This is a genomic window from Allomuricauda sp. XS_ASV26 (assembly GCF_041224615.1).
Taxonomy (GTDB): Bacteria; Bacteroidota; Bacteroidia; order Flavobacteriales; family Flavobacteriaceae; genus Flagellimonas; species Flagellimonas alginolytica.
This window is the reverse complement of the sequence record NZ_JBGFGK010000031.1, coordinates 648,792-671,705: the sequence shown is the minus strand read 5'-3', so window position 1 is coordinate 671,705 and position 22,914 is coordinate 648,792. Positions and strand designations below refer to the sequence as shown.

Genomic DNA, 22,914 nt, shown 5'->3' with positions numbered 1-22,914 from the left:
TATTTTTTTGTTTACTTTAACATTAATTGCCCCTGTATTAAATAAAAAGGCTACATTCTCAATATCCCAACCTAGCTGTTTAAAAATATAACAAGAAGCACCCCCAAATTCTTACCCCCAACTTTTGCGCATGGATCCTATCGGGTTTTTGTAGTGTTCCGGTGGATAAGCGTGAAGCAAAAACACGATAGGGCGCAACCTACTTTTTAGATTTCAGTACCCCATATCCTCACCTGTGCCCCTAGCCTTATCGATACCCCTTCCAAGTGCCTTGATGATCTTGGCAGCCATTTGTACTTTATTGGTCGGTATACTCGGAGCCTTGACCCCCATTGTCTTAAGAAGTTTAAATGCCATGTCCTTTTCCTTGGTGGGCAGTCCCATCACCTTGGCAAAGAACTTCCCCGGTTCCTTAGCATGGGCCTTTCTCCCAACATAGGATTCCACATAGTTCCTTTTAAATCCCGTTGTTTTATCAAAAGTCTTTTCCGCAGCTTGGTAAAAACTGTCCCTATCAAATCCTCTCTTGACCGTTTTTCCATTTAATTCAACCTCGGATGCTTTGTGCTTGGCCATTGGTGAAAGCGTATAGGTGTTCGTCACGTCCCTTCTGCTGACAATGATATGGATATGGGTCTGTGGTCCTTCCTTTTTCATCCCTGCGGCCACCAATTGTCCGTTCTGTTTGTGTGGGGCCAATCTTGTTTGCTCTGCAATCCTTTTTTCAAGCCCTTTGACGTTCCCGATGGATTCGCCTCGTTCCACTTTCCGAATCTCGTTCCTGAGCCTTGCTATCTCCCCTCGGTAGGGCGCATTCTCCTGCACTTGTCTATCAAATCCCCGATAGGTGCGTTCATGTTCTATCTTGGCATAATATTTTAGGTTCTCGACCTTGACCTCTTGGTTGCGATGGAAACTCTTGGCATAGTCCTCCATGAGCTTCCTTGTGTATTCCCTTAGCAGGTTTGGGTCATTTCCAATGGCCTTAAGTTCCCTTTGGTTGGGACTGACCACAATGGAATAGAACTTCGGGTCTTTCTGCCTTAGTTTGGCCGTATTGGCATCTATTTCCTCAATGACCGTTTGAGGGCTTACGCTGTCATTTTCTTGGTCGAAGAATTCTTCCCTTTGTTCGGGCAACCTGTCCTCGTTTTCCTTTTCCAGATAGTCCACATAGCTCCCTACACTGGAGTTATAGGTACTGCCCATTTTCTGCGCTGAGATGGTAAGGTACATATGCGCTATCTTAATTGATGTTTAAGGCTTTCAAAATCCCCGATGCCCATATTTATTTTTAAATAGGGTTTTCCCATCATTGGCTCCACCTTCTCCACACTGTTGAGGATTTCATTGCAACGCTTTTTATGGCTTTCCAATTCGCGGAGTATTCTATCGTGCTCTGTTTTCGGAACAGTGTTTCTAGGCTCCAAAAAATCCCTTCGCTCTTCCTGAATTTGGACAGGTTCCCGTTTCGGTTTCCTCCCATCCTTTACATAGGCCTCGTAAAGAATGAGTACCATTTCATAGGTGGGCCGGATACTGGTCTTTTCCATGTTCTTGATAATGGCGATGAGCCTATCGAATTTCTTCATCATCTGACGCTCCAATTTTTTGATGTTGTCAAGGATGATCTTTGTTCCCTCCCCAAAAGGATCAAGGCTGTTCTCCTTGAAGAATTGTATCATTTCATCCAACACTTCACTATGGGACTTGTTGAATTTTTTGGAATAGCTGCGAAAGCGTGTAGCCGTTTCTTTCTTTACGGTGATATTGGAATAACCGCCTGTCCCTTTCTTTGTTCTGTCATTTGTTTTTTGCTTTTCCATAGGCCGAATTTTGTTTTTTAGTGAAATTGCGTCAATTTTTACGTCAAAAATCTCCAGTGTTTACAGGGCTTCCCAAAGGGTTTACTGTAGATTTCGGAAAATTCTACTGTAGCCCCTGATTTTGCTCAGTATTTCAATATTCTATTAATCAACTGGTTTTCAACTTGTTGAAGACCCGAAAGCAACCGTGATGGCGCAATCTGCGCATCACCCTCTTGCTATTCCTTCGTCCCGCAAGCGGAACCGAATAAATACATCCTTTTCATCCTTCGGCTGCTTTTTTGATCTGCATATGTTCTATAAGGTTTTGCATGTCCTCCCCTATCTTGTGTTCCAATACCCTGGCATAGATTTGGGTAGTGGACAGTTTGGTATGGCCGAGCATTTTGGAAACTGTTTCTATCGGTACTCCATTGGAAAGGGTTACTGTGGTTGCAAAAGTGTGCCTGGCCGAATGAAAGGATATGGTTTTATAAATACCACAGGCCTTGGCAATTTCCTTTAGATATTTGTTTGTCTTTTGATTCGAGAGTACAGGTAGTATTTTAGTATCGGCCTCTGGACTGTCCCAATACTTTTCAATGATTTCTTTTGCTTTGGGCAATAAGGGCAGTTTTACACTTTCCGATGTTTTTTCCCTTTTGGTATAAATCCATTGGTTTCCATCAATACCAAGTACCAGTTGATTCTTTTCAAGTTCCCGGACATCGATATAGGATAGGCCAGTATAACAGGCGAAAAGGAATGCATCCTTGACCTTTTCATAGCCTGCCCCAGTAAAGTTCGTTTCTTCAATGAGCCTGAGTTCCCTTTCCGTTAGATAACTGCGTTCCGTTTTATGAAATCTGAGCTTATAGTTAATGAAGGGGTCTTTGTCCAACCATTCCAACTTAACGCCAAGCTTGACCATTTTCATCAAACGCTCCAAGTGTTTCATGGCCCCATTATTTGTACATTTCTTTCCCTTTTGGAGTTGTGGGCCGTTCAATAGATAGTGTTCAAAATCGGTGATGAACTTATAATTCAATTGTTTCAATCGGATGTCGGGGAGTTTGTATTTGGATTCCAAAAAGCGAAAAAGATACTTTTTGGTCCCATAATAGTTCTTCATCGTTCCGGGGCGGAGCACACTCTTTTGTGTTTTGTTATGATACTCGATAAGTTCAAACAGGGTATTATGCTGCTCGTCCTGTCCTAGATAACGGGCCTTGATTGCCTGTGCCGTGATTAGCTTTTCTTCCCGCAACAATACCTTGTGGGTGTCCATGATTGCGGCATACACCTCATCAAGGTAGCTGTTCAATAAACGGGCCTTGTGGGTTAGACCATGGAGCCTTCCCTTGTTTTCGTCCCATTCATTCACCGAGGTATAACGTTTCAAACTGATTTCCGCCCTTTTCCCATTGACGGTGATACGGGCATAAATGGTCAACTTTTGGGGATTATTGGAAATGTCCCGTGTGAAGAGAAGGACTTTTAATGTGTTGGAATTGCGCATAATACATAACTTTTGGGTTTGACAAAACAGGTTTGCAAAACACCCTTGAACAGCGTCAAACGCTATCTAAATTATGCACAATGAACGTACCGAACCATTCACCGAACTCTACACCTTTTATATGGTTTTAAATGAATTCAATTGAATGCAATTAAAACAAAAAGCACTGTCAATCAGTCAGTTGACAGTGCTTTGATACCACCTGTTTAGTGGTTCGTCGGGATGACTGGATTCGAACCAGCGACCACACGCACCCCATGCGTGTACGCTACCAGACTGCGCCACATCCCGAAAAGGGATTGCAAAAATAGAAATTTTGATGATATTTCTACCCGATACCTTTAAAACTTTTTTCTAAAATATAGGTCTACAGTTTTTGCCGATCCTTTTACTCCCGGTACAGCGTAAAGTGTCCTACGAACTGTTGTTTTTCATTGTCGTTGGCATAAACCACATACCAATAATCCCCAGTAGGCAAAGGCTTACCGTCATACGTGCCATCCCATTTTTTAACTTGATCTAAGCGGGCCACTACTCTACCGTACCTATCATATATAATTACATCGATAAATGGGAAGTATTCACGATTTTCCGGATACCAATAGTCGTTCAAATTATCTCCATCTGGAGTAAAGAAGTTCGGCATCTCCGGCATTCCTTCAAAATCAAACGGCATTATCAGTGTTGCTTCACATCCATTTTGATCTCGCACCATAATCGTTATGTTTGAGTCAACTGTGACATTAAAGGTATTCACCTCTCCGTAGGACTCTCCTTGGAAGAAATATTCATATCCACCAAAGCCACCGGTGGCAATGGCCGTAATTTCATCTGGACCGGTTTTTGTGGCTTCCAATGTGAGCGGTTCATATGCTTCTATTTCAAATTCCACAAAAGTGACACATCCGTTGGCATGGTATATATATACCGTATGCTCTCCAGCAGGAAGATCCCCGAACGTTCTTTGAGTGGTAGCCAATGCTATATCGTCCACATCTAAAGAAAACAATAAATCCGACAACTGGGACTGGTCCTCAATAGAAATGGTCGTAGTGCTATTGGGAAATATTCCCTCACAACCATATTCAACCATTGGTTCTGCAACAATATCTATCCCTATTCCTATTTCCGCAATAACATTGGTTTGACAACCATTGGCATCCCTAACAAATATAACATAGGTTTCACCTCCCTGAAGATTATCAAAGAACAAACTATCGTTTTGAACAAAATCCGCATCGTCGGCAGAATTTACACTAGTAAAATAAGGAGCGGTACCTCCGGTCACTTCAAGGGTAAGGGTTCCGTTGGCATCGCCCATACAGGTTTCGGGCGTGGTATTGACCACTCCTGCCACCAACTCCATGGGCTGGGTAATCTCTACTGTTCTTGTTATGGTGCAACCCAAATCATCTTGAATGATGATGTCGTACGTGCGAGGTGCCAAGTCCGTAAAGGTTTTTCTATTTGGGTTTACTGGATCATCCCCTTCAAAAAATTCACTTAAGGTATCCGAAATGGAATATCTAATTTGTCCGGTTCCCCCACTGGCCTCAATAATAATCTGTCCATTCATATCTCCCGCACAAACTACCGGTACAGCTTCCAAATAATCCAATACCAAAGGGTCTTTTGGTTCAATGATAATTGGATCGGATATGGCCTCGCATCCTCCACTTTGAGCAAAAACATAATACGTACCGGGATTCAACTCTCTAAAAATACCCGAGCTTTGTGCAGGACGAACAATTGTTGCAGCCGATGGAGGCAACGTATTGGAGTTTACCAAGGTATATACATAGTTTCCGATACCCCCAAAAGCTTCAGATCGTATTATTCCCGTTGCCTCTCCAGCACAATTAATGGTAGCGTTGGTCAAATCCAAATCGATTACCAAAGGTGCAGCTGGATCTAACGAGATTTGGTTGGATTTCTCAAATGGACATCCATTGGAATTTTGAACATCGTACTGGAACGGCCCTGGATCCAAGGTTATATCTGCGGCAATCTCTATGCTGGTCATTCCAGCCCCGAAAGGCACAAATGGGTCAGTGGTTCCCGATCTTCTATAAAAATAATCCACTCCTGGTTCTGGATTGGTCACCGTAAGTTCCATTCTACCTAAATTTCCGCATCCCGGTGGTTGTAATTCCACTAGTTCGGCAACTACGATTTCGGGGTCTTGAATATCAATGGGAAGGGTTGTAAAACTACAGTTCCACCCATCAAAAATGGTTATGGTATATTCTCCTGCAGACAAATTGGCAAATCTCGGTGTGGTTTGAAGACCACTATTGGTACCGTCCGTAATTCTATTCAATTGATATAAGTAGTTTCCAATTCCCTGTCCTCCAGATTCGTTCAATGCTTCGATCACAGCATTGTTATCGTTGTTACAGGCCAATGGGCTTACCACTTGGATATCTGCTGTTATAGGTGTGGGCAATGGTAGGTCAATATCGATTGTAGATTCACAGCCTCTCAAATCACGCACATTTACGGTATAGGTATCCGTAGACAAGTTTTCAAAAACGGGGTTGGTGTTCGGATAATCCACCAAAATAGTACCATCCGATGCTACCAATTGATATTCATAGGTACCCCATCCCCCATCACCAGTAGCAGTTATTTCACCAAAACCGGGCACATTACAGGTAACTGGTGATGTCTGAACCGCATTCACCGATAGCGCTCTATCGGGGGAACGAACGGTAGTAACATTACTTACCGCATCACAAAATGGAGTATTCAAGGCTTCGATCCTGACCACCAAGTTTCCGGCAGGTACATTTTGAATAATTTCAGGGCTGTTTATCGGTGCATTGGTATCAAAAGTTCCCGTGACCCCTGTGGATGTTTCAACTCCGGCATTGTCTCGTGTGAAAACCTCATAATTATAAACTCCGCTATAATTATTGATTTCCAGACTTATGGAACCGTCACTACCATTAAAACAGGTTACAGGATCTACTTCCGAGATTACCGCCTCAATATTGTTGTATTCGGGCATAGTGATCGTAGTGGTCAAATATGTACATCCCCCGCTGCCTACATCGGTTACTGCAAAAATATAATCACCTGGTGTGGAAATATCCCAGCTTACCCTATCGCCACCGCCTGAACTTCGTGCGGGCTCCGAACCTAACGGCAAGATTTCCACTTCATAATTTCCTGGACCTTCGTTCACAATAATATCAATAGAACCGGGACTTACACCTGCTCCTGAAGCATCGCAAGTAATTTGGTTCACATTGTAACTAAAGGTAATGTCTGTTGGCGTATTGATGGTTACCGTGGCGGTTTCTTCACATCCATTTTGATCTCTGGCGGTCAGAATAATGGTTTGGTCCGTACCATTATCAATAACTTCAAAGGTATTGCTGGTCTGGAAATTGGTGCCATCAAATTGTGGCGTACCATCATTCATGCTATACGTATAGGAACCCGAACCTGTTGGGGCGCCCGTGCCATCTCCATTATCATCGGTATAAATAGTTATGGTTGCCGTACTAAATTGATTACTGGATGGGTTACAGCTAAATGCGGTATTGACAGCATTCACCAATAATTCGGTAGGTTCATCTATAATGATGTTGCCTGTTCGATCAGAACAGCCTCTATCCGAAACCACTTCTACCTGATAGGTATCGGGCTGAAGATTATCGAACACAGGTGAACCCTGTGGCCCGGCAATAATATTTGATGTTGATCCTTGATACAAAATATAGCTGATAGGCGTATCGGTGTCACTTCCCGGTTGAAGTTCCACAGTTATCGTCCCGTCATCCGCCCCAAAACAAGTAACATCGCTGCTTGGTGTCGCCGTAATCACTGGAGTGTCCACCAAAGAAACGTTTACTATGGCTTCATCGGAACACAAAGGCATAGTGTTGGAGTTTAAATCCGTTACCAGAATATTGTAATCTCCCGGTAACACGTTCGTGAAAATATTGGTGCTCTGCGCTGGACCAATATTGTTGAGTGCAGCATCTCTCAATTGATATTCAAAAGTGCCACTTCCCCCAGTGGTATTCACGGTTATCTCACCATCGCCTGCGTTACAGGTCGGGTATGAGGTAGCATCGGCACTGATCGCAAAGAAATCGAATACATCTGCCGTTACCGTATTTATACATCCATTACCATCCCTAACCGTGATGACGTAGCTTCCTGGATTGGGCACTATAAATGTTGTTCCGGTCTGGAATCCACTACCAATATCGTACTGAAAAGTTTCTTCTGGCAATCCCGAACCTGTTGAAAGTGGGGATACCATATTAATTTGATAACCACTTGTTGCTGTACATTGATTGACTACATCGATCACTGGGTTGGGCACCCCTGCTTCTTGAGTAACGGACAGTGTTGTGAGGGCAGTACACCCATTGGCATCCTGCACATAAAAATCATAATCGTTCGGGTACGGACCCGGTATTTCAAATGTTGTTTCGGAGGTAAATGTTACTGGCGCAGGGTCACCTGTGGGCACGTAAGCATAGGTATATGGGCCTGTACTCCCAAAACCTCTTACGGTGACCAAGGCCCCGACGTTACATGTGGCCTCCACAAAATTATCGATGGCAATGGATACCGAACTAATATCAATAAAAGCCAAAGTACTTCCACTACAACCATTAGTGTCGTCTGTAACTATAATCTGATAGTTCCCGGGTGCCAAACTTGTAAATGTATCCGTATAAGGTATGGCTTCTCCGCTGAATGATTGGGTAGAAACCGTTGTTCCCGTATCTGTATTTTGCAGGGTTACCGTAAAGTCCCCTGGTGCCGAAATTCCAGAAACTTCATAATCAATAGAACCACTGCCCGCCACATTACACGATGCAGACAAAGAGGTTGCCGCAACGGCCACGGGGTTTACAGGGCCAATTGGATCTATTTCTTGTATATAGGTACAGCCCAAGGCATCCCTTACTTCCACGAAGTAAGTTACTCCAGGCACCACAAGTCCGGTTACATCGAAAATATCATTACCTGCTCCTGTTCCTGGGGTCCAAATAGGGTCTCCCACTAATCTGAATTCATAAGGCCCTGTTCCTCCCGAGGCCTGAACCCTATATGGAAATACAGTATCGGAACACAATAGCGGTGCTGCATCCAAAGGTGTAAGGTTGAGCTGGTTTTGATCAATAACTACCTGATCTCTGTCCTCACACCCTTGAGAATCTGTAGTAATTACGGTATAGTTTCCTATGGGTAGATTCGGGAAGTTTACCGTTGTACTTGCCGTTCCTGTAGAAGACGCTACCATTCCCCCAAATTCATCCACTAAAATATAATCATATGGTCCTACACCATTGTTTATTGTAGTGGATATAGACCCATTCACAGAGCCTATCGCACAAACGGCGTCTGTTGGGGTGGCTGTTGCATCTAATGGATCACTTGGTGCTATGGTTACCGAATATGCCGGACTCACACATCCTCTGCTATCCCTGATTATAAATCCACCATGCACACCAGGTCCGTAACCAGAAAATATATTTTGTGTGCTAAAGGTTGCTCCATTATCGTTACTGAACTCATATGGCGGAACGCCCTGAGTAGTGTCAGGAATCAATTCTACCAATCCACTGGTATTATCCCCACATTGAGTATCCGTGGCCACTGCCGTTCCAGCAATGGTTTCTGGCGGGGAAATGGTCACAGTATTGGTCTCTGTAGTACATCCTCTAGCATCTGTAATCAAGAACTGGAAGGTGGTATCCGAAATTATGGAACCATCGTTGGGAATATTGTACACAAAAGAGTTTCCTGCTATATTGTTGTTATCTGAAGTATATGGAGCACCATTGATGCTCACTTCATATATATCATAATCTCCAGAAGAGGTATATCCATTGCTTATATCAACCTGAATCTGACCGGGAGGTCCTGCACAATCCAATTCTTGGATAGTGGTTGCATTGGCCATTACCTGTGGTTCTATAGTTGCCGTTACGGTGTCTCTACAATCGTTGGCATCCACTACTTGAATGGTATAGGTTCCCGGGGTTAGTCCCGCAAAACTATTGCTAGCTCCCAAGGGACCTCCATTGATCCTATATTGATAGGGCGCCAAACCACCAGAAGCGTTTACCACCAACGTTGCCGCTGTAAAGTTATCGTAACAATAGTCCGATGCCACATTGTCAAGAGTCAAAGTCGGTGCAGCCAGTCGAGTCAATGTAAAACTGTCGGTCACAGTACATCCGTTGGCATCCGTTACACTTACTTGATAGGTTCCATCTTGGGACAAATTAGAGAATGTACTGCCATTTTTGGGCCCACGAGTAGATCCATCGGGCTGAGTCAAAGTATACCGATTACCGCCCCAACCGCCAACGGTATTGACACGAACTGCTCCAATATTTCCGTTTTGACAGCTCATATCGGTAACATCGAGACTAGCTATTGCAAATGCCGTGGCTGGTTCTTCGATGACCAAAGTTGCCGTATCGGTACAATTGGTTTCTTCATCGGTCACTAAAATTACATAACTACCGGCCGTTAATCCTGTCAAAGGAAGAATACTGCTGTTCTGGCCCGTGGTTACCGGACCTCCGTCAATACTATAACTATATGTGGTATTGAATCCATCCACCAAAAAACGTCCCTCACCATCAGAATCGCCAACACAGGTAACTACTTTGGTCTGTTGTCCTTGCACTCCAATGGAACTAATATCAGTAATGGCATAATTTTCATCATACGAACAGCCTTCATCATCGGTTACCCTAAAAGTATAGGTCCCTAATCCCAAACCTGGGAACGTGCTGCTGCCTCCATTGTTTACTGCACTGGCTGCAGGGGCGATAATCTCATAAGTATAGGTTCCCGAACCTCCTGTAACCGTTAAGTCCAAAGTGGCGGTTGTGGTGATACAATCCAAACTGGAAATACTAAAACCGATATCCGATGGCTTGTTCAAAGCATTAAAGGTGATATCGGAAAGCGCCTGTACACAGCCATTGGCATCACGAATCATTGGTGTATAAGTTCCAACTCCCAAATTGGGAAATACCGGATTTGTACTAAAACCGGCCCCAACACTATACTCATAAGGAGCCGTTCCTCCACCTACTCCCGAAATGGTGATCTGTCCTCCATTTTCGTCCAAACAGGTCGGTTCGCTGTCCGGGGTAGCTGTAGCGGTAATTGTTGACGGTGTACCGATAGTTGCCGTTTGTGGCGTTGTTGTACAGGAGAACGAGTCTTGCTCGTAGCGGAGCACAACATCGTAATTTCCCGGGGCTAAATTGGAGAATACATTACTTATCTGAAAAGTAACTCCGTTATCTACACTATACAGTATTTCGTATCCAAAACCACTGGTCACATTTATGGTAATCCTTCCATCATTGGCTCCTCCACAATTGGCATCTTCTTCTATAAAACTAAAAATTGGCGGTGGTATATCCTCTACATCCACTGCTGCGGTTCGTTGGCATCCATTGGCATCCTCCACCAATATATTATATGTACCTGCGGTAGTTACGGAAAAGGTGGAGCTAGAGGTGTAGGTAGAACCAAATGGCCCTCCATCCACACTAAAACGGTAAGGTGCGGTTCCTCCATTGGTGACTACGTTCACATTTACAGAAGCAGCTCCACAACCAAAACTATCCGATGCGGTTGCAGAAACGGCCAAAGGACTTATACCTCCACCGATTGTTATGGGGTCACCATCAATATCGGTTGTAATGGTTTCCGAACAGTTATTGGTTTCCACCCGAATACTATATGTTCCGGGGCTTACATTTGCAAAAGTGTATGTATCCGATCCGTTAGGACCGAAGGTGTCCACAGTAACCCCATTTTTAACCAATCGATAGGTATAAAAACCCGGTACTCCGGAAACAGCGACATCTATACTGCCCAACTCGCCACTACATAAAATATCGTTTGCAGTAACATCTACATTGATGTCCAGATCATCAACGGTGACAAGATTGGAAGGAAAAACACATGCCGTAGCAGAAACATTCTTTAACCGAACGTATACTCGGTAATCGCCTGCAGCCGTGATATCAAAAAAAGGATCGTCTTGAAAAGGTCCGGCAGCACTGTTCAAGCTATATTCATAACCTGCTGGAACATTGGTCACTTCTACCCTGCCCGGATTGCCACAGATGATATCTTCTTTGATCAATTGTGGATTTAATGGGTTTAGTGTGGATTTAAAGTAAAAGTATTGACCGGAATCAACACGCACCCTAAATTCGCCAGCAGTGGAAAGATCAAATGTTGGATCCACACCTACTGTATTCCAAGTACATGCGTTATTTATTGTTGGACAATCATCTACAACTGTAGGGGCACAAGAATTGGGGTCAAGCTGTTGCCATTCGTACAAGTTTCCGGACTGACTTAATGTTAGTGTGCGGATATCACTGGTACCACACAAGAAGAATTTTGCCAAAGTGCTTCCATCGTTCGGACATACCACTTCCTCGTTCGCTCCATTAATTATGGTAGCAAACATTGGAGCAGTCGCGAATAATTCAATATCTTCGGAGGATGCTCTTTGGATCGTAGTGCTGGGAACCTTCTTTTCTGTTTTGGACTCTGTAGTGTTGGATACCAAATTAACCAGTATCCTTGTTACATTGGTCTTTGCCAAAACTGTTGAGCCGAAGATTGATATGAACACCAACAACACGACATAAAATAAATGCCTTGTTTTTTGTGGGAGCATAGGTTAAGCCTTGTTAAGAAGAACACTCAGATTTGGGGTCTTAATATTCTTTGATAGTAATTTTCTTTTCTTATATAATTCTGATTATCTTAAACACACACGGCATCAAAATATTGCCGTTAATCTATAAAATCTGTTACTTTAACGTAAAAGTATGCAAAAAATTATCCTGATCATCTATTTTTTCGTTGTACTGCTAGGTACATCTTGCGCCCAAACGTCCGATAAAGACATAAAAACTCCCAAATCCCTTGATTTTACTACGGAACTTGTCCAAGGAGGCATACAAAACCCTTGGGGAATGGTTTTTCTGTCCAACACTACCTTTTTGGTTACCGATAAGTCTGGCAAACTGATACTTAGCAAATCCGGAGAAGCCATTGAAGTTGAAAATACCCCTTCAATTTATAACCGTGGCCAAGGCGGATTAATGGATATTGAACTGCATCCCGATTATTCCCAAAATGGATGGATATATTTCTCATTCGCTTCGGAAGAGGGAGAAGGAAAAGGTGGAAACACTGCCATTATGCGCGCAAAACTGTCCGGGTACAAATTGGTTCAACAAGAGGTATTGTACAAAGCATCACCCAATTCGACCAAAGGGCAACACTTTGGGTCACGCATAGAGTTCGACAACGATGGCTATCTATACTTTTCTGTTGGTGACAGGGGAAACAGAGATGTAAATCCCCAAGACATTACAAGAGATGGAGGCAAGATTTATCGTCTACACGATGATGGTCGGATTCCGAACGACAACCCCTTTGTAAACGAACCCAATGCAAAAAAAGCAATTTACAGTTATGGACACCGCAACCCGCAAGGCCTAGTATTGCATCCAGAAACAGGAGAACTATGGGAGCATGAACACGGCCCAAGAGGTGGTGACGAACTAAATATTGTACAAAAGGGCAAAAACTACGGATGGCCCGTTATTACTTACGGAATAAATTATAGTGGAACACCAATCACCGACGAAACCAGTAGACCGGGCATGGAACAACCCATCCATCAGTGGACACCATCCATTGCTCCGTCCGGTGTTACCATTGTTACTTCGGATAAATATCCTGATTGGCAAGGAAATCTGCTGGTCGGCTCTTTGGCATTCCAATATTTGGAACGATTGGTAGTCGAAAACAACACGGTCACCTATCGAGAAAAATTACTCGATGGTATGGGGCGAGTCCGAAACGTGCGTCAAGCTCCGGATGGTTTTATTTATGTGGGTATCGAAGGGAAGGGAATATTCCGTTTGGTGCCCAAGTAATCGACCCACTACTTTAATGCATCGATGGCCAGCTTAACAGAACCGTATTTTTTGAGTACTTTTTCAGCTTCATCGTAACTAAGACCAAGCTCTTCCATTATGTAGCGCGTGCCCCTGTCCACCAGCTTGGTATTGCTCAACTGCATGTTCACCATTTTATTTCCTTTTACCCTGCCGATGCGAATCATTAGGGCCGTAGAAATCATGTTCAATACCAGTTTTTGACTTGTTCCGCTCTTCATTCGGGTACTTCCTGTTAAAAACTCTGGTCCAACATTTACCTCAATGGGAATATCAACGGATGTGGCCAAAGGCGAACCTGGATTGTTTGTAATTCCACCCGTAAGAATACCATGGGCCTTGGCATCGGCAATTCCACCCAAAACGTATGGTGTTGTACCCGAGGCCGCTATACCCACAAGAACATCATTTTCATTAATATCGTATTCCATGAGGTCTTTCCAAGCCTGTTCGGTATCATCCTCGGCAAACTCCACTGCTTTTCTAATAGCTTGATCACCACCGGCAATGAGTCCGATCACCTTATCGTAGGGCATCCCGAACGTAGGTGGTATTTCGGAAGCGTCTAAAATACCTAATCTCCCACTGGTACCTGCACCAATATAGAAAAGCCTGCCCCCTTTTTCAAAACGTTTGGCAGTCTCATCCACTATTTGGGCTACTTGCGGCAGCACCGACTCCACTGCATCTGCAATCTTTTTATCTTCGTTGTTGATGTTGGCAACTATTTCCAAGGTATCCATTTGGTCCAATCCGTCGTAATTGGATGGCTCCTCCGTAATCTTAATGTGCTTTTCTATCACTATATTATAATATTTGTATGTTCAGATTTTTAAATGCGTCCAGTTTCATGTCCCAAGGTTCCAATTCTGTTATCATTACATCAACTTCTTCTACCCCGCATATTTTATAACGTTGGGTCGACCCGATTTTTTCTGATATGCAAGGCGACACTACTTTTCTTGAACTATGTATCATAGCCTTTTTCATTTGGACTATCTCCCAATCAAATTCCGTTAACCCCTCCATGGGATGAATCGAGTTGGTTCCCAAAAAGCAGATATCCACTTTTATTTCCGACAGCATGTTGATAGCGCTGCCGCCAATGGTAATTTGTGAGTCTTTGGACAATCGGCCCCCAATAAAGATCACTTCAATATTGTCCTTGCTCAAAAGTTGAACTGCAATGGGAAGGCTCGGGGTAAAACATGTGAGTTTTATTTTCGGGGGGAGTTTTCTGGCCAGTTCCAGATTGGTTGTCCCTCCACTCAGTAAAATTACCTGTCCATCCTTAATGAGTCCAAGTGCTTTTTCCGCAATTTGCGATTTTTTTTCTAAGGAATAAATTTTTTTTCCTGTAGGATTATAATTATTAAACCCAAGAGAAACAGCTCCGCCATGCACTTTTTTTAATTGCTTGGAACTATGTAACTCCTTAATATCCCGTCGAATGGTATCCACCGAAACATTTAACCGATCGGCGATATCCGTCAGCAATATTCTGTTGTGGATTCCCACTTCATTCAATATAAACTGGTGTCTTTCTTCTTTTAACATACGTGGGATAAAGTTAAATAAATCCCAAAAACGGAACTAATAACCGCAAAATACTGCAAATAAATGCAGTTTTCAAGTGTAATTGTATATTATTTGCATTTTATTGCATTTAATGCAGTTTTTTGCATACATTTGGAATTAACTTTTCAGCATTTTGCTAGAACCTTATACATTTTGTTATGTACCAGCCTTATCAAGAAGAATTAAGATTTGAGAAAATCCACACCATTATTCATGGAAATTCTGATGTAGCTTCGTTATCCGTTGCCAACGAAATTGCCAGTTTGATCAACCAAAAACAGGAAGAAGGAAAAAAAGCCGTTTTGGGCTTGGCTACGGGCTCAACCCCTGTAAAAGTTTACGATTACCTAGTTCAATTTCATAAAGAAGGACGGTTGAGCTTTAAAAATGTCATCACCTTTAACTTGGATGAGTACTTCCCAATGAAACCGGATTCCATCCATAGCTATGTGAGATTTATGAACGAGCACCTGTTCGATCATATTGATATTGAACCACACAATATCCATATCCCAGATGGTAATATTTCCATGGACGAAATAAGAAAGTACTGTGAGGATTATGAGGAGAAAATTAAAAATGTAGGCGGAATAGACATCCAAATATTGGGTATTGGACGAACGGGTCACATTGGTTTTAACGAACCGGGATCCACATTGAACAGTAAAACCCGTCTGATCCGTTTGGACAGAATGACGAGACTCGATGCCGCAAGCGACTTCTTTGGCGAGGAAAATGTTCCCAAACGAGCCATTACCATGGGAGTCGGTACTATTATGAGTGCCCGTAAAATAATTCTTATGGCTTGGGGCGAAGGAAAGTCCAGCATTGTACAACAAGCCGTAGAGGGAAAAATAAAAGAATCGGTTCCGGCAACCTTCCTTCAGCATCACGATAATTGTGATTTTGTTTTGGACGAAGCGGCTGCATCATCCCTAACCAGAAAAAAGACCCCTTGGTTGGCCACAGAGTGTGACTGGGACGATAAATTGATCAAAACCGCCACCATCTGGCTATCAGAAAAGCTTGGAAAAGCCATTCTAAAATTGACCAACGAGGACTACAACGAATACGGAATGGGCAATCTGATCGCAGAGATCGGTTCCGCAGAACAAATAAACCTAAAGGTTTTTAACCAGTTACAGCACACCATTACGGGCTGGCCAGGAGGAAAACCGAATGCAGACGATAGCCAACGTCCTGAAAGAGCACAACCGCACCCAAAAACTTCCTTGATCTTTAGTCCGCATCCAGATGATGATGTGATTTCGATGGGAGGCACCTTATTGCGCCTGGTAGATCAGGGTCACAATGTACATGTGGCATATCAAACCTCTGGGAACATTGCTGTTTTTGATGATGAAGTAATCCGCTTCTTGGATTTTGCCATAGATGTACAAAAAGACAACAAAGAGCTTAAACAAAAGATAAAGAAAGTTAGAGAATTCTTGGCCAATAAAAAGCCTGGTGAATTGGATAGCCCCGAAGTACAAGAGTTCAAAGGCCTGATCAGAAAAGGAGAGGCTTTGGCCGCTTGTAGATATTGTGGCGTACCGGAAGAGAACGCCCATTTCCAGAACCTTCCGTTCTACGAAACAGGGGCAGTTCGCAAAAAACCACTTTCCGATGAGGATGTACAGCTAACGTACGACTTGCTCAACAAATTGAAGCCGCACCAGATTTTCGCCGCCGGAGATCTGTCGGACCCACACGGAACACACAGGGTATGTCTTCAGATTATTTTTAAGGCACTGGAAAAACTAAAAGAGGACAGGGTAGATTGGATACGGAACTGTTACGTATGGCTGTACCGTGGAGCGTGGCAAGAATGGGACATTGCCGATATGGAAATGGCAGTACCGATCGGCCCCAAGGATATGGCCCGTAAGATCACTGCCATCTTTAAACATCAATCCCAAAAGGACAGCGCTATGTTCCCGGGCAACGACGATCGTGAGTTTTGGCAGCGCGCCGAACAAAGAAACAAAGACACGGCGAACAGATACAACGAGCTTGGAATGGCAGAATATGAAGCCATAGAGGGATTTGTACGCTATCATTTTTAAAGAACGAACACTAACAACTCGATAAACTAAATTCAATTAAACTACTCAATTTTATGCGAAAACTTCATGACTATTTAGGATTGAGGTTCCGATTGGTGCTATTTGCACTCTTGGTATCAACGCTTTCCGCGTTTGGCCAGAGCCAATACACTTTTTCTGGAACCGTTACAGAAACCGGAACCAACCTTCCCTTGGCAGGTGCATCGGTTTTTATTGAAAACTCATCATTCGGCACCGTTACCGATTTTGATGGAAACTACACGTTTACTGCAACTCTTGACTCGGGTTCTTACACACTAGTATTCAGTTCACTAGGATTTACATCACAACGAATATCCATTGATGCCGGTGGGTCAACCACTATTACCAACGACATGGCCTTGGCCGAAGACCTTTTGAGCTTGGACGAGGTAGTTGTTACTGGTAGTGGCGCCGGTGTAAACAAAAGGACTTTAGGGAACGCCATTTCTTCTGTTAAAGCCGAACAATTGGTAGAAAATGGTGCTACACAGATCGATCAGGCCATTTCGGGTAAGATCACCGGCGCATTGGTACAACAAAATTCTGGAGATCCTGCCGGAGGTATCAGTATCCGTTTAAGGGGACCAAGTACCATCGCCGGTAGTTCCGATCCGTTGTATATTATTGATGGAATCATCATTAGCAACTCAAGTAACGAGTTGGTGGACTTAGGGGGAAATGCCCAGAACAGGTTAGCCGACATTAACCCTAACGACATTGAAAAAATCGAGGTAATCAAAGGAGCTGCTGCGGCAGCTATTTATGGTTCTCGAGCAAGTAACGGTGTTGTACAGATCTTTACCAAACAAGGTAGGAGCGGTGAGCCCAAGTTTACCTTTATGACCAATGCCCGTATCAATGAACTAAGAAAAGAAATTGATTACAATACAGTACCATTGGCCTGGGAAGTTCCTACGGACCGATCTAACCTGGCAACTTACGAAGTGGACCGTTACAACCTGCAAGATGAGTTGTTCGATACTGGTTTTGGTATAGAAAATTACCTATCCATGACAGGAGGTACAGAAAAAACATCATACTTTCTATCGGCTTCACACCTGGACAACGAAGGAATCATTAAAAACACCGATTTTAAAAGGTACGGTTTTAAAGCGAACATTACCCAAAAGGCTTCGGATTGGCTGGACATTACCGGTGGGTTCAACTACGTTCGCAGTGTAAGCAAGGATGTACCCAATGGTGGTATCAACAACCCATACGGTGCAATAACTGGTTATGTGTTCAGTGACAACTCAATAGACCCGTCACCGGACGAATCCGGGGTATACCCTGTAACCTCTCCATTGGTTCCAAGAACCAATCCTGCAGAAGCAGTGGCTCGTTTCGATTTCGGTCAGAAAACCAATCGTTTTATCACCAGCCTTGCTTTGGATGCAAAGTTCAACGATAACTTAAGTGCCAAATACACTTTTGGTATGGATTACTATAACCAATCGGCAACGGCATACATTCCAATTAACAATACATCTCCAAATGCCGATGGATATGCAAGAAGAGCTGATTTGAACAACTTTCAGTACAACTCTGACCTTAACGTAACGTATAGAACCGAGCTTACTGATGATATTAGGTCAACCTCTACCATTGGCGGATCTTGGCAGTATGAGGAACGCGAGAGCGTTGGCATTAACGCAACAGGGCTTCCTCCATTGGTTCAAACGGCAACAGGTGGAAGTATTTTAGAGCAAGGCGAAAGCCGTTCACAGATCTCTTATTGGGGTGCCTTCTATCAGCAATCATTCTCGTACAAGGACAAAATTTACATCAATGGTGCCGTGCGTATGGACGGAGCTTCTTCTTTTGGAGAAGACGAACGTAACCAATTGTATTTTAAAGCCAGTGGTTCTTACGTAATGTCGGACGAAGAGTTTTGGAAAAACACCTTTGGTGACGCTTTCAACATCTTTAAAGTTAGGGCATCTTGGGGTCAGGCAGGTAACCTTACCGCACTTGGCGCCTATTCAAGATTTACGAATTACAATCCATCAGCATTGACCGGAGCAGTTAGTCTTACTCCAAGCACACTACTTGGTAATGCCGATCTAAAACCCGAAAGACAAGATGAGTTCGAATTAGGTTTCGATTCAGGCTTTATGAACAACCGCTTAGGTATCGAGTTTACTTATTACAAACAAAAAGTAACCGATTTGCTACTGCAAAGGGTACTTGGCCCATCGAGTGGGTTTGGTTCTCGTTTTGAAAACGTTGGTAACTTGGAAAATACCGGTGTTGAAATACTATTGAGAGGAACCCCGATCAAGTCCCAAGATTTTAACTGGGATGTGACCGCTACTTTCTCCAAAAACAAAAACGAGGTTACCAATGTTGCCGGAGGTGGAAGAATTGCGCTTGGAGGAAGTTTCTCTACCAACTACGTAATCGAAGGTGAGCCATTGGGTGTATTCTATCGTCAGTTCTACGCAAGAAACGAAGACGGTTCCATTGCTTTGGATGAAAATGGATACCCATACAGAGGTACAACCGAAGATGGTGAAGCATCCAAGGTAATCGGTGATCCAAATCCAGATTGGTTTGGTTCTATAATCAACGAATTCTCCTATAAAGATTTCGGTCTTAGAGTTCAATTCGACGCCATCCAAGGCTACGATGTTTTCAACTGGAACAGAAGATTGATGGATAACGTAATCTTTGGTGGAGGTGCACAAGTTGGTGCAGAATTGTTAGGTGAGCTTCCCAAAGGATATGGTAGTGCACAAGCCAACATCTTCGAAGAGTTCGTTGAAGATGGTTCTTTTGTAAAACTTAGAGAGGTTGCTTTGAGCTACACCCTTAAACCAAAATGGGATTATATAGACAATGTGAAGTTCAGCCTGGTAGGACGTAACCTGATCTCTTGGGACGACTATTCCGGATGGGACCCAGAAGTAAGTGCTGCCGGACAAAGCAACGGTGTAAGAGGATTTGATTTTGCTACGGTGCCAATACCGAGAACCTACCAGTTAGGTGTAAACGTAAGCTTCTAATCTTAAAAAAATTGACAATGAAATTTTATAGATATTCTACATATAAGCTGATGTTCCTGCTAACCACCGTATTGGCAATCACATCGTGCGAAACAGACTTTGACAATCCAAATGCCGCTGCAAGTGATCAAGTTTTCACTTCCAGGGAAGGGATTTTGGCCACTACCATTGGAATGCAGGAACTGTATTCCACTACCGGTATGCGATATATTATCGAAACCCCTGCAATTACTACAAGAGAAGGAGGAATAACCACTACTTTCCAAAACATGATCGATTTGGAAGACGGTGGGGACATCCCTAACACCAATTCCAATGTAGTGGGATTGTGGACAACAATGCTAAGAGTAGTGGGAATTGCCGAGGACATTGCAGCAAATGCTGCCGAACTCGATATCGATGCAGGGACCAAAAGTGGTTTGATCGCCAATGCGAAGCTATTTCACGCCATGAGCATCGGAGCCATGGCTCAGAACTATGAGCAAGTAATTGTGGCGACTTCCGAGGACAATCCTCCTTTCATATCAAGAATCGAAGGGTACAACACCGCGATCAACTTGTTGAACGAAGCCAAGAGTGCCATCGCTGCAAATCCGATTTCTGCTGAGTTCGAAGCAGAGGTTTTAAGAGGGGATATTGATTTGGAGAACACCATAAATGCCATGTTGGCCAGATTTAATCTGTTCGCGGGCAACTACGATGCGGCCATCGCTGCAGCATCCGAAGTGGACCAAACCTCTAGTTCCGTTTTTACCTACGATACTCAAAACCTAAATCCAATTTGGAGCAGGGTTTTCCAGAACAGCGCTCCGAACTTTAAACCACAGGACAATTTTGGCTTGCCAGCTAGTTTTGTATTCGAAGACGGTGACGGCAGATTTGACTTTTACATGGTTCCTTTGGATGAATTGAACCAAAACCAATTCCCGATCGAAGATTTAGCAGGTTTCTTTGATGCAGACACAGGATCTATTCCAATTTATCTACCGGACGAGATGAACCTGATTATTGCCGAGGCCAATCTTAGAAAATCATCCCCCGATACCGGTGCTGCTGTTACTGCTCTAAATTTAGTGCTAACCGATACCGATGATGTTTTTGGGGTAAATGCCAACGTTTCTGCTTATGATGGGGATACTTCGGTTGCCGTATTGTTGGACGAGATATACAAAAACAGAAGAGCAGAACTGTTCTTAACAGGAATGAGTTTGGAAGATAGCCGACGATTTGGAAGACCCGACCCGACCCCTACAGTTCAGAATTTTGACGAAGAACGTAATAGAAACTTTTATCCTTACCCTAACACGGAAAGAGATAATAACACCAATACACCAGATGACCCAGCCATCTGATACAATTTTGTTTTAAGTTGTTAGTTGTTTAATTTAATCTTGCAAAAAGGCCTACATTTAGTGCATACGTAGGCCTTTTTTTTCGCTTATATGTTTCGAATTCTATACATAATCCCAGTTTTTATTTTTCTTTCCTGTGCTACCACCAAAGCCCCAAAAGAAGAATTTAGAGGTGTTTGGGTTGCCACTGTGGCCAATATCGATTGGCCCAAAAATCCCAATGACGAAGTAATCAAGAAAAAAAAGGATTTTATCCAAATCTTGGACTTCTACCAAAAAATGAACTTCAACGCGTCCATTGTTCAAGTTAGGACCGCAGGAGATGCCCTCTACCCTACTGATTTAGCACCGTGGTCCAGGTATCTGACCGGTAAGGAAGGTGAGGCTCCAAAAGAGTTCGATGGACCGCTAAAATGGATGATCGAAGAAACACACAAGCAAGGTATGGAATTTCATGCTTGGCTCAATCCGTACAGAGCTACAGTTAGCTTGGACACCGCCCAGCTCTCACAAAAGCACGACTTTTTCCAACATCCCGATTGGATCATCAAATACGGAAAAAAATATTACTACAACCCCGGACTGCCAGCGGTGCGAGAAAAATTCAATCAAATCATTGAAGAACTGGTCACCAATTATGAAATAGATGCCATTCATTTTGATGATTATTTCTACCCCTACAAAGTTGAAGGGGAAACTTTTGATGATACCGAAAGCTATAAAAAATATGGATTGCCGGGCCAGTCTTTGGAAGATTGGAGAAGAAGCAATGTGGATTCCTTGGTGAAGGATGTGTACAAAACCATCAAAAAACATAAACCTTGGGTACAGTTCGGCATTAGTCCATTTGGCGTTTGGAAAAACAAAAGTACCGACCCTTTGGGCTCCGATACCAAAGCCGGACAAACCACCTATGAAGACCTATATGCCGACCCCGTACTTTGGGTCCAAGAAGGTTGGCTGGATTATTTAGCGCCCCAAGTGTATTGGAGCATGGATTACCCCGTGGCATCACATAAAATTATCACATCTTGGTGGGCCAAAAACACACCCAACACCAATCTATACGTGGGCAATGGCACGTACAAAATCAAAAATAATGCGGACAAGGCTTGGAAGAAAAACAATGAAATTCCCAAGCAGTTGCATTTTGCCCGGGATTTGGATAACATTGACGGTAATATCTTTTTCAGCGCAAAATCCTTGATCGATCAGCACGAAAAGGTCAACAAAAAACTCCAAAAGAAATTTTACAATCTGCCCGCAAAAAATCCAGGGCCATTAAATCGTGTAGTGCGTGTAGTTCAACTTCCCGCTATCAAATCAGTCGAAGTCAGCAATACAATCATCGATCTATGTGTTTCCCATACTGATAATGTTCCTCGTTTTATAAACCTTTACGTTGTAAAACAAGGCAAAACAGAACTCATTGGAAAAGAATACCTTTCCGAAAGTGAAGTAGAAGGGTGTTATCAATTCAATATTACAAAAAAACATCTACGAAAAGATTTAGTAATCAACATAAGTGATGCATACGGCAACGAAAGCGCTGTGCAGCCACTAAATTTAAAATAGACCA

Annotated in this window: 11 protein-coding genes and 1 tRNA gene; 5 read left to right on the top strand and 7 right to left on the bottom strand. The window is 43.2% G+C overall.

Annotated elements, in window-relative coordinates; genetic code table 11:
* Nucleotides 1–213: 213 nt before the first annotated feature.
* From mobB to AB9K32_RS10510, 5 genes are all read right to left on the bottom strand, one after another.
* On the bottom strand, nucleotides 214–1,236 hold the full coding sequence (gene mobB, locus AB9K32_RS10530; RefSeq protein WP_369885141.1) for a MobB family relaxase: 1,023 nt from the start codon (nucleotides 1,234–1,236) through the stop codon (nucleotides 214–216).
* 5 nt (nucleotides 1,237–1,241) lie between these two features.
* On the bottom strand, nucleotides 1,242–1,826 hold the full coding sequence (locus tag AB9K32_RS10525) for a BfmA/BtgA family mobilization protein (protein ID WP_369885140.1): 585 nt from the start codon (nucleotides 1,824–1,826) through the stop codon (nucleotides 1,242–1,244).
* A 262-nt stretch (nucleotides 1,827–2,088) separates the two neighbouring features.
* Nucleotides 2,089–3,324, bottom strand: coding sequence for a site-specific integrase (locus AB9K32_RS10520; protein WP_369885139.1), 1,236 nt, complete (start codon nucleotides 3,322–3,324; stop codon nucleotides 2,089–2,091).
* A 217-nt stretch (nucleotides 3,325–3,541) separates the two neighbouring features.
* A tRNA-Pro gene (locus AB9K32_RS10515) sits at nucleotides 3,542–3,615 on the bottom strand.
* Nucleotides 3,616–3,712: 97 nt separating this feature from the next.
* On the bottom strand, nucleotides 3,713–12,019 hold the full coding sequence (locus AB9K32_RS10510; protein ID WP_369885138.1) for a T9SS type B sorting domain-containing protein: 8,307 nt from the start codon (nucleotides 12,017–12,019) through the stop codon (nucleotides 3,713–3,715).
* A gap of 154 nt (nucleotides 12,020–12,173) precedes the next feature.
* Here AB9K32_RS10510 and AB9K32_RS10505 point away from each other — a divergent pair, with 154 nt between their 5' ends.
* Nucleotides 12,174–13,292 (top strand): PQQ-dependent sugar dehydrogenase, encoded by a 1,119-nt coding sequence (locus tag AB9K32_RS10505; protein WP_369885137.1) that lies wholly within the window; start codon nucleotides 12,174–12,176, stop codon nucleotides 13,290–13,292.
* 8 nt (nucleotides 13,293–13,300) lie between these two features.
* Here AB9K32_RS10505 and murQ read toward each other — a convergent pair whose 3' ends face one another.
* Both murQ and AB9K32_RS10495 read right to left on the bottom strand, forming a co-directional pair.
* Nucleotides 13,301–14,113, bottom strand: a complete 813-nt coding sequence (gene murQ / locus AB9K32_RS10500) for an N-acetylmuramic acid 6-phosphate etherase (protein ID WP_252081245.1) — start codon at nucleotides 14,111–14,113, stop codon at nucleotides 13,301–13,303.
* Between the two features lie 7 nt (nucleotides 14,114–14,120).
* A complete protein-coding gene (locus AB9K32_RS10495; RefSeq protein WP_224835070.1) occupies nucleotides 14,121–14,870 on the bottom strand; it encodes a DeoR/GlpR family DNA-binding transcription regulator in 750 nt (249 codons plus the stop codon).
* 179 nt (nucleotides 14,871–15,049) lie between these two features.
* On the opposite strand from AB9K32_RS10495, the gene nagB reads away from it, so the two are divergent.
* The 4 genes from nagB to AB9K32_RS10475 all read left to right on the top strand — a co-directional run bounded on the left by nagB (nucleotide 15,050) and on the right by AB9K32_RS10475 (nucleotide 22,910).
* The gene (gene nagB, locus AB9K32_RS10490) at nucleotides 15,050–16,957 is read left to right on the top strand and encodes a glucosamine-6-phosphate deaminase (RefSeq protein ID WP_369885136.1); all 1,908 of its coding nucleotides are present in this window, start codon (nucleotides 15,050–15,052) and stop codon (nucleotides 16,955–16,957) included.
* A gap of 53 nt (nucleotides 16,958–17,010) precedes the next feature.
* The gene (locus AB9K32_RS10485; RefSeq protein WP_224835072.1) at nucleotides 17,011–19,983 is read left to right on the top strand and encodes a SusC/RagA family TonB-linked outer membrane protein; all 2,973 of its coding nucleotides are present in this window, start codon (nucleotides 17,011–17,013) and stop codon (nucleotides 19,981–19,983) included.
* A 17-nt stretch (nucleotides 19,984–20,000) separates the two neighbouring features.
* Entirely contained in the window at nucleotides 20,001–21,335 is a 1,335-nt protein-coding gene (locus AB9K32_RS10480; protein ID WP_369885135.1) for a hypothetical protein, read from the top strand.
* Nucleotides 21,336–21,425: 90 nt separating this feature from the next.
* Entirely contained in the window at nucleotides 21,426–22,910 is a 1,485-nt protein-coding gene (locus AB9K32_RS10475) for a glycoside hydrolase family 10 protein (RefSeq protein WP_369885134.1), read from the top strand.
* The last annotated feature ends 4 nt before the right edge of the window (nucleotides 22,911–22,914 follow it).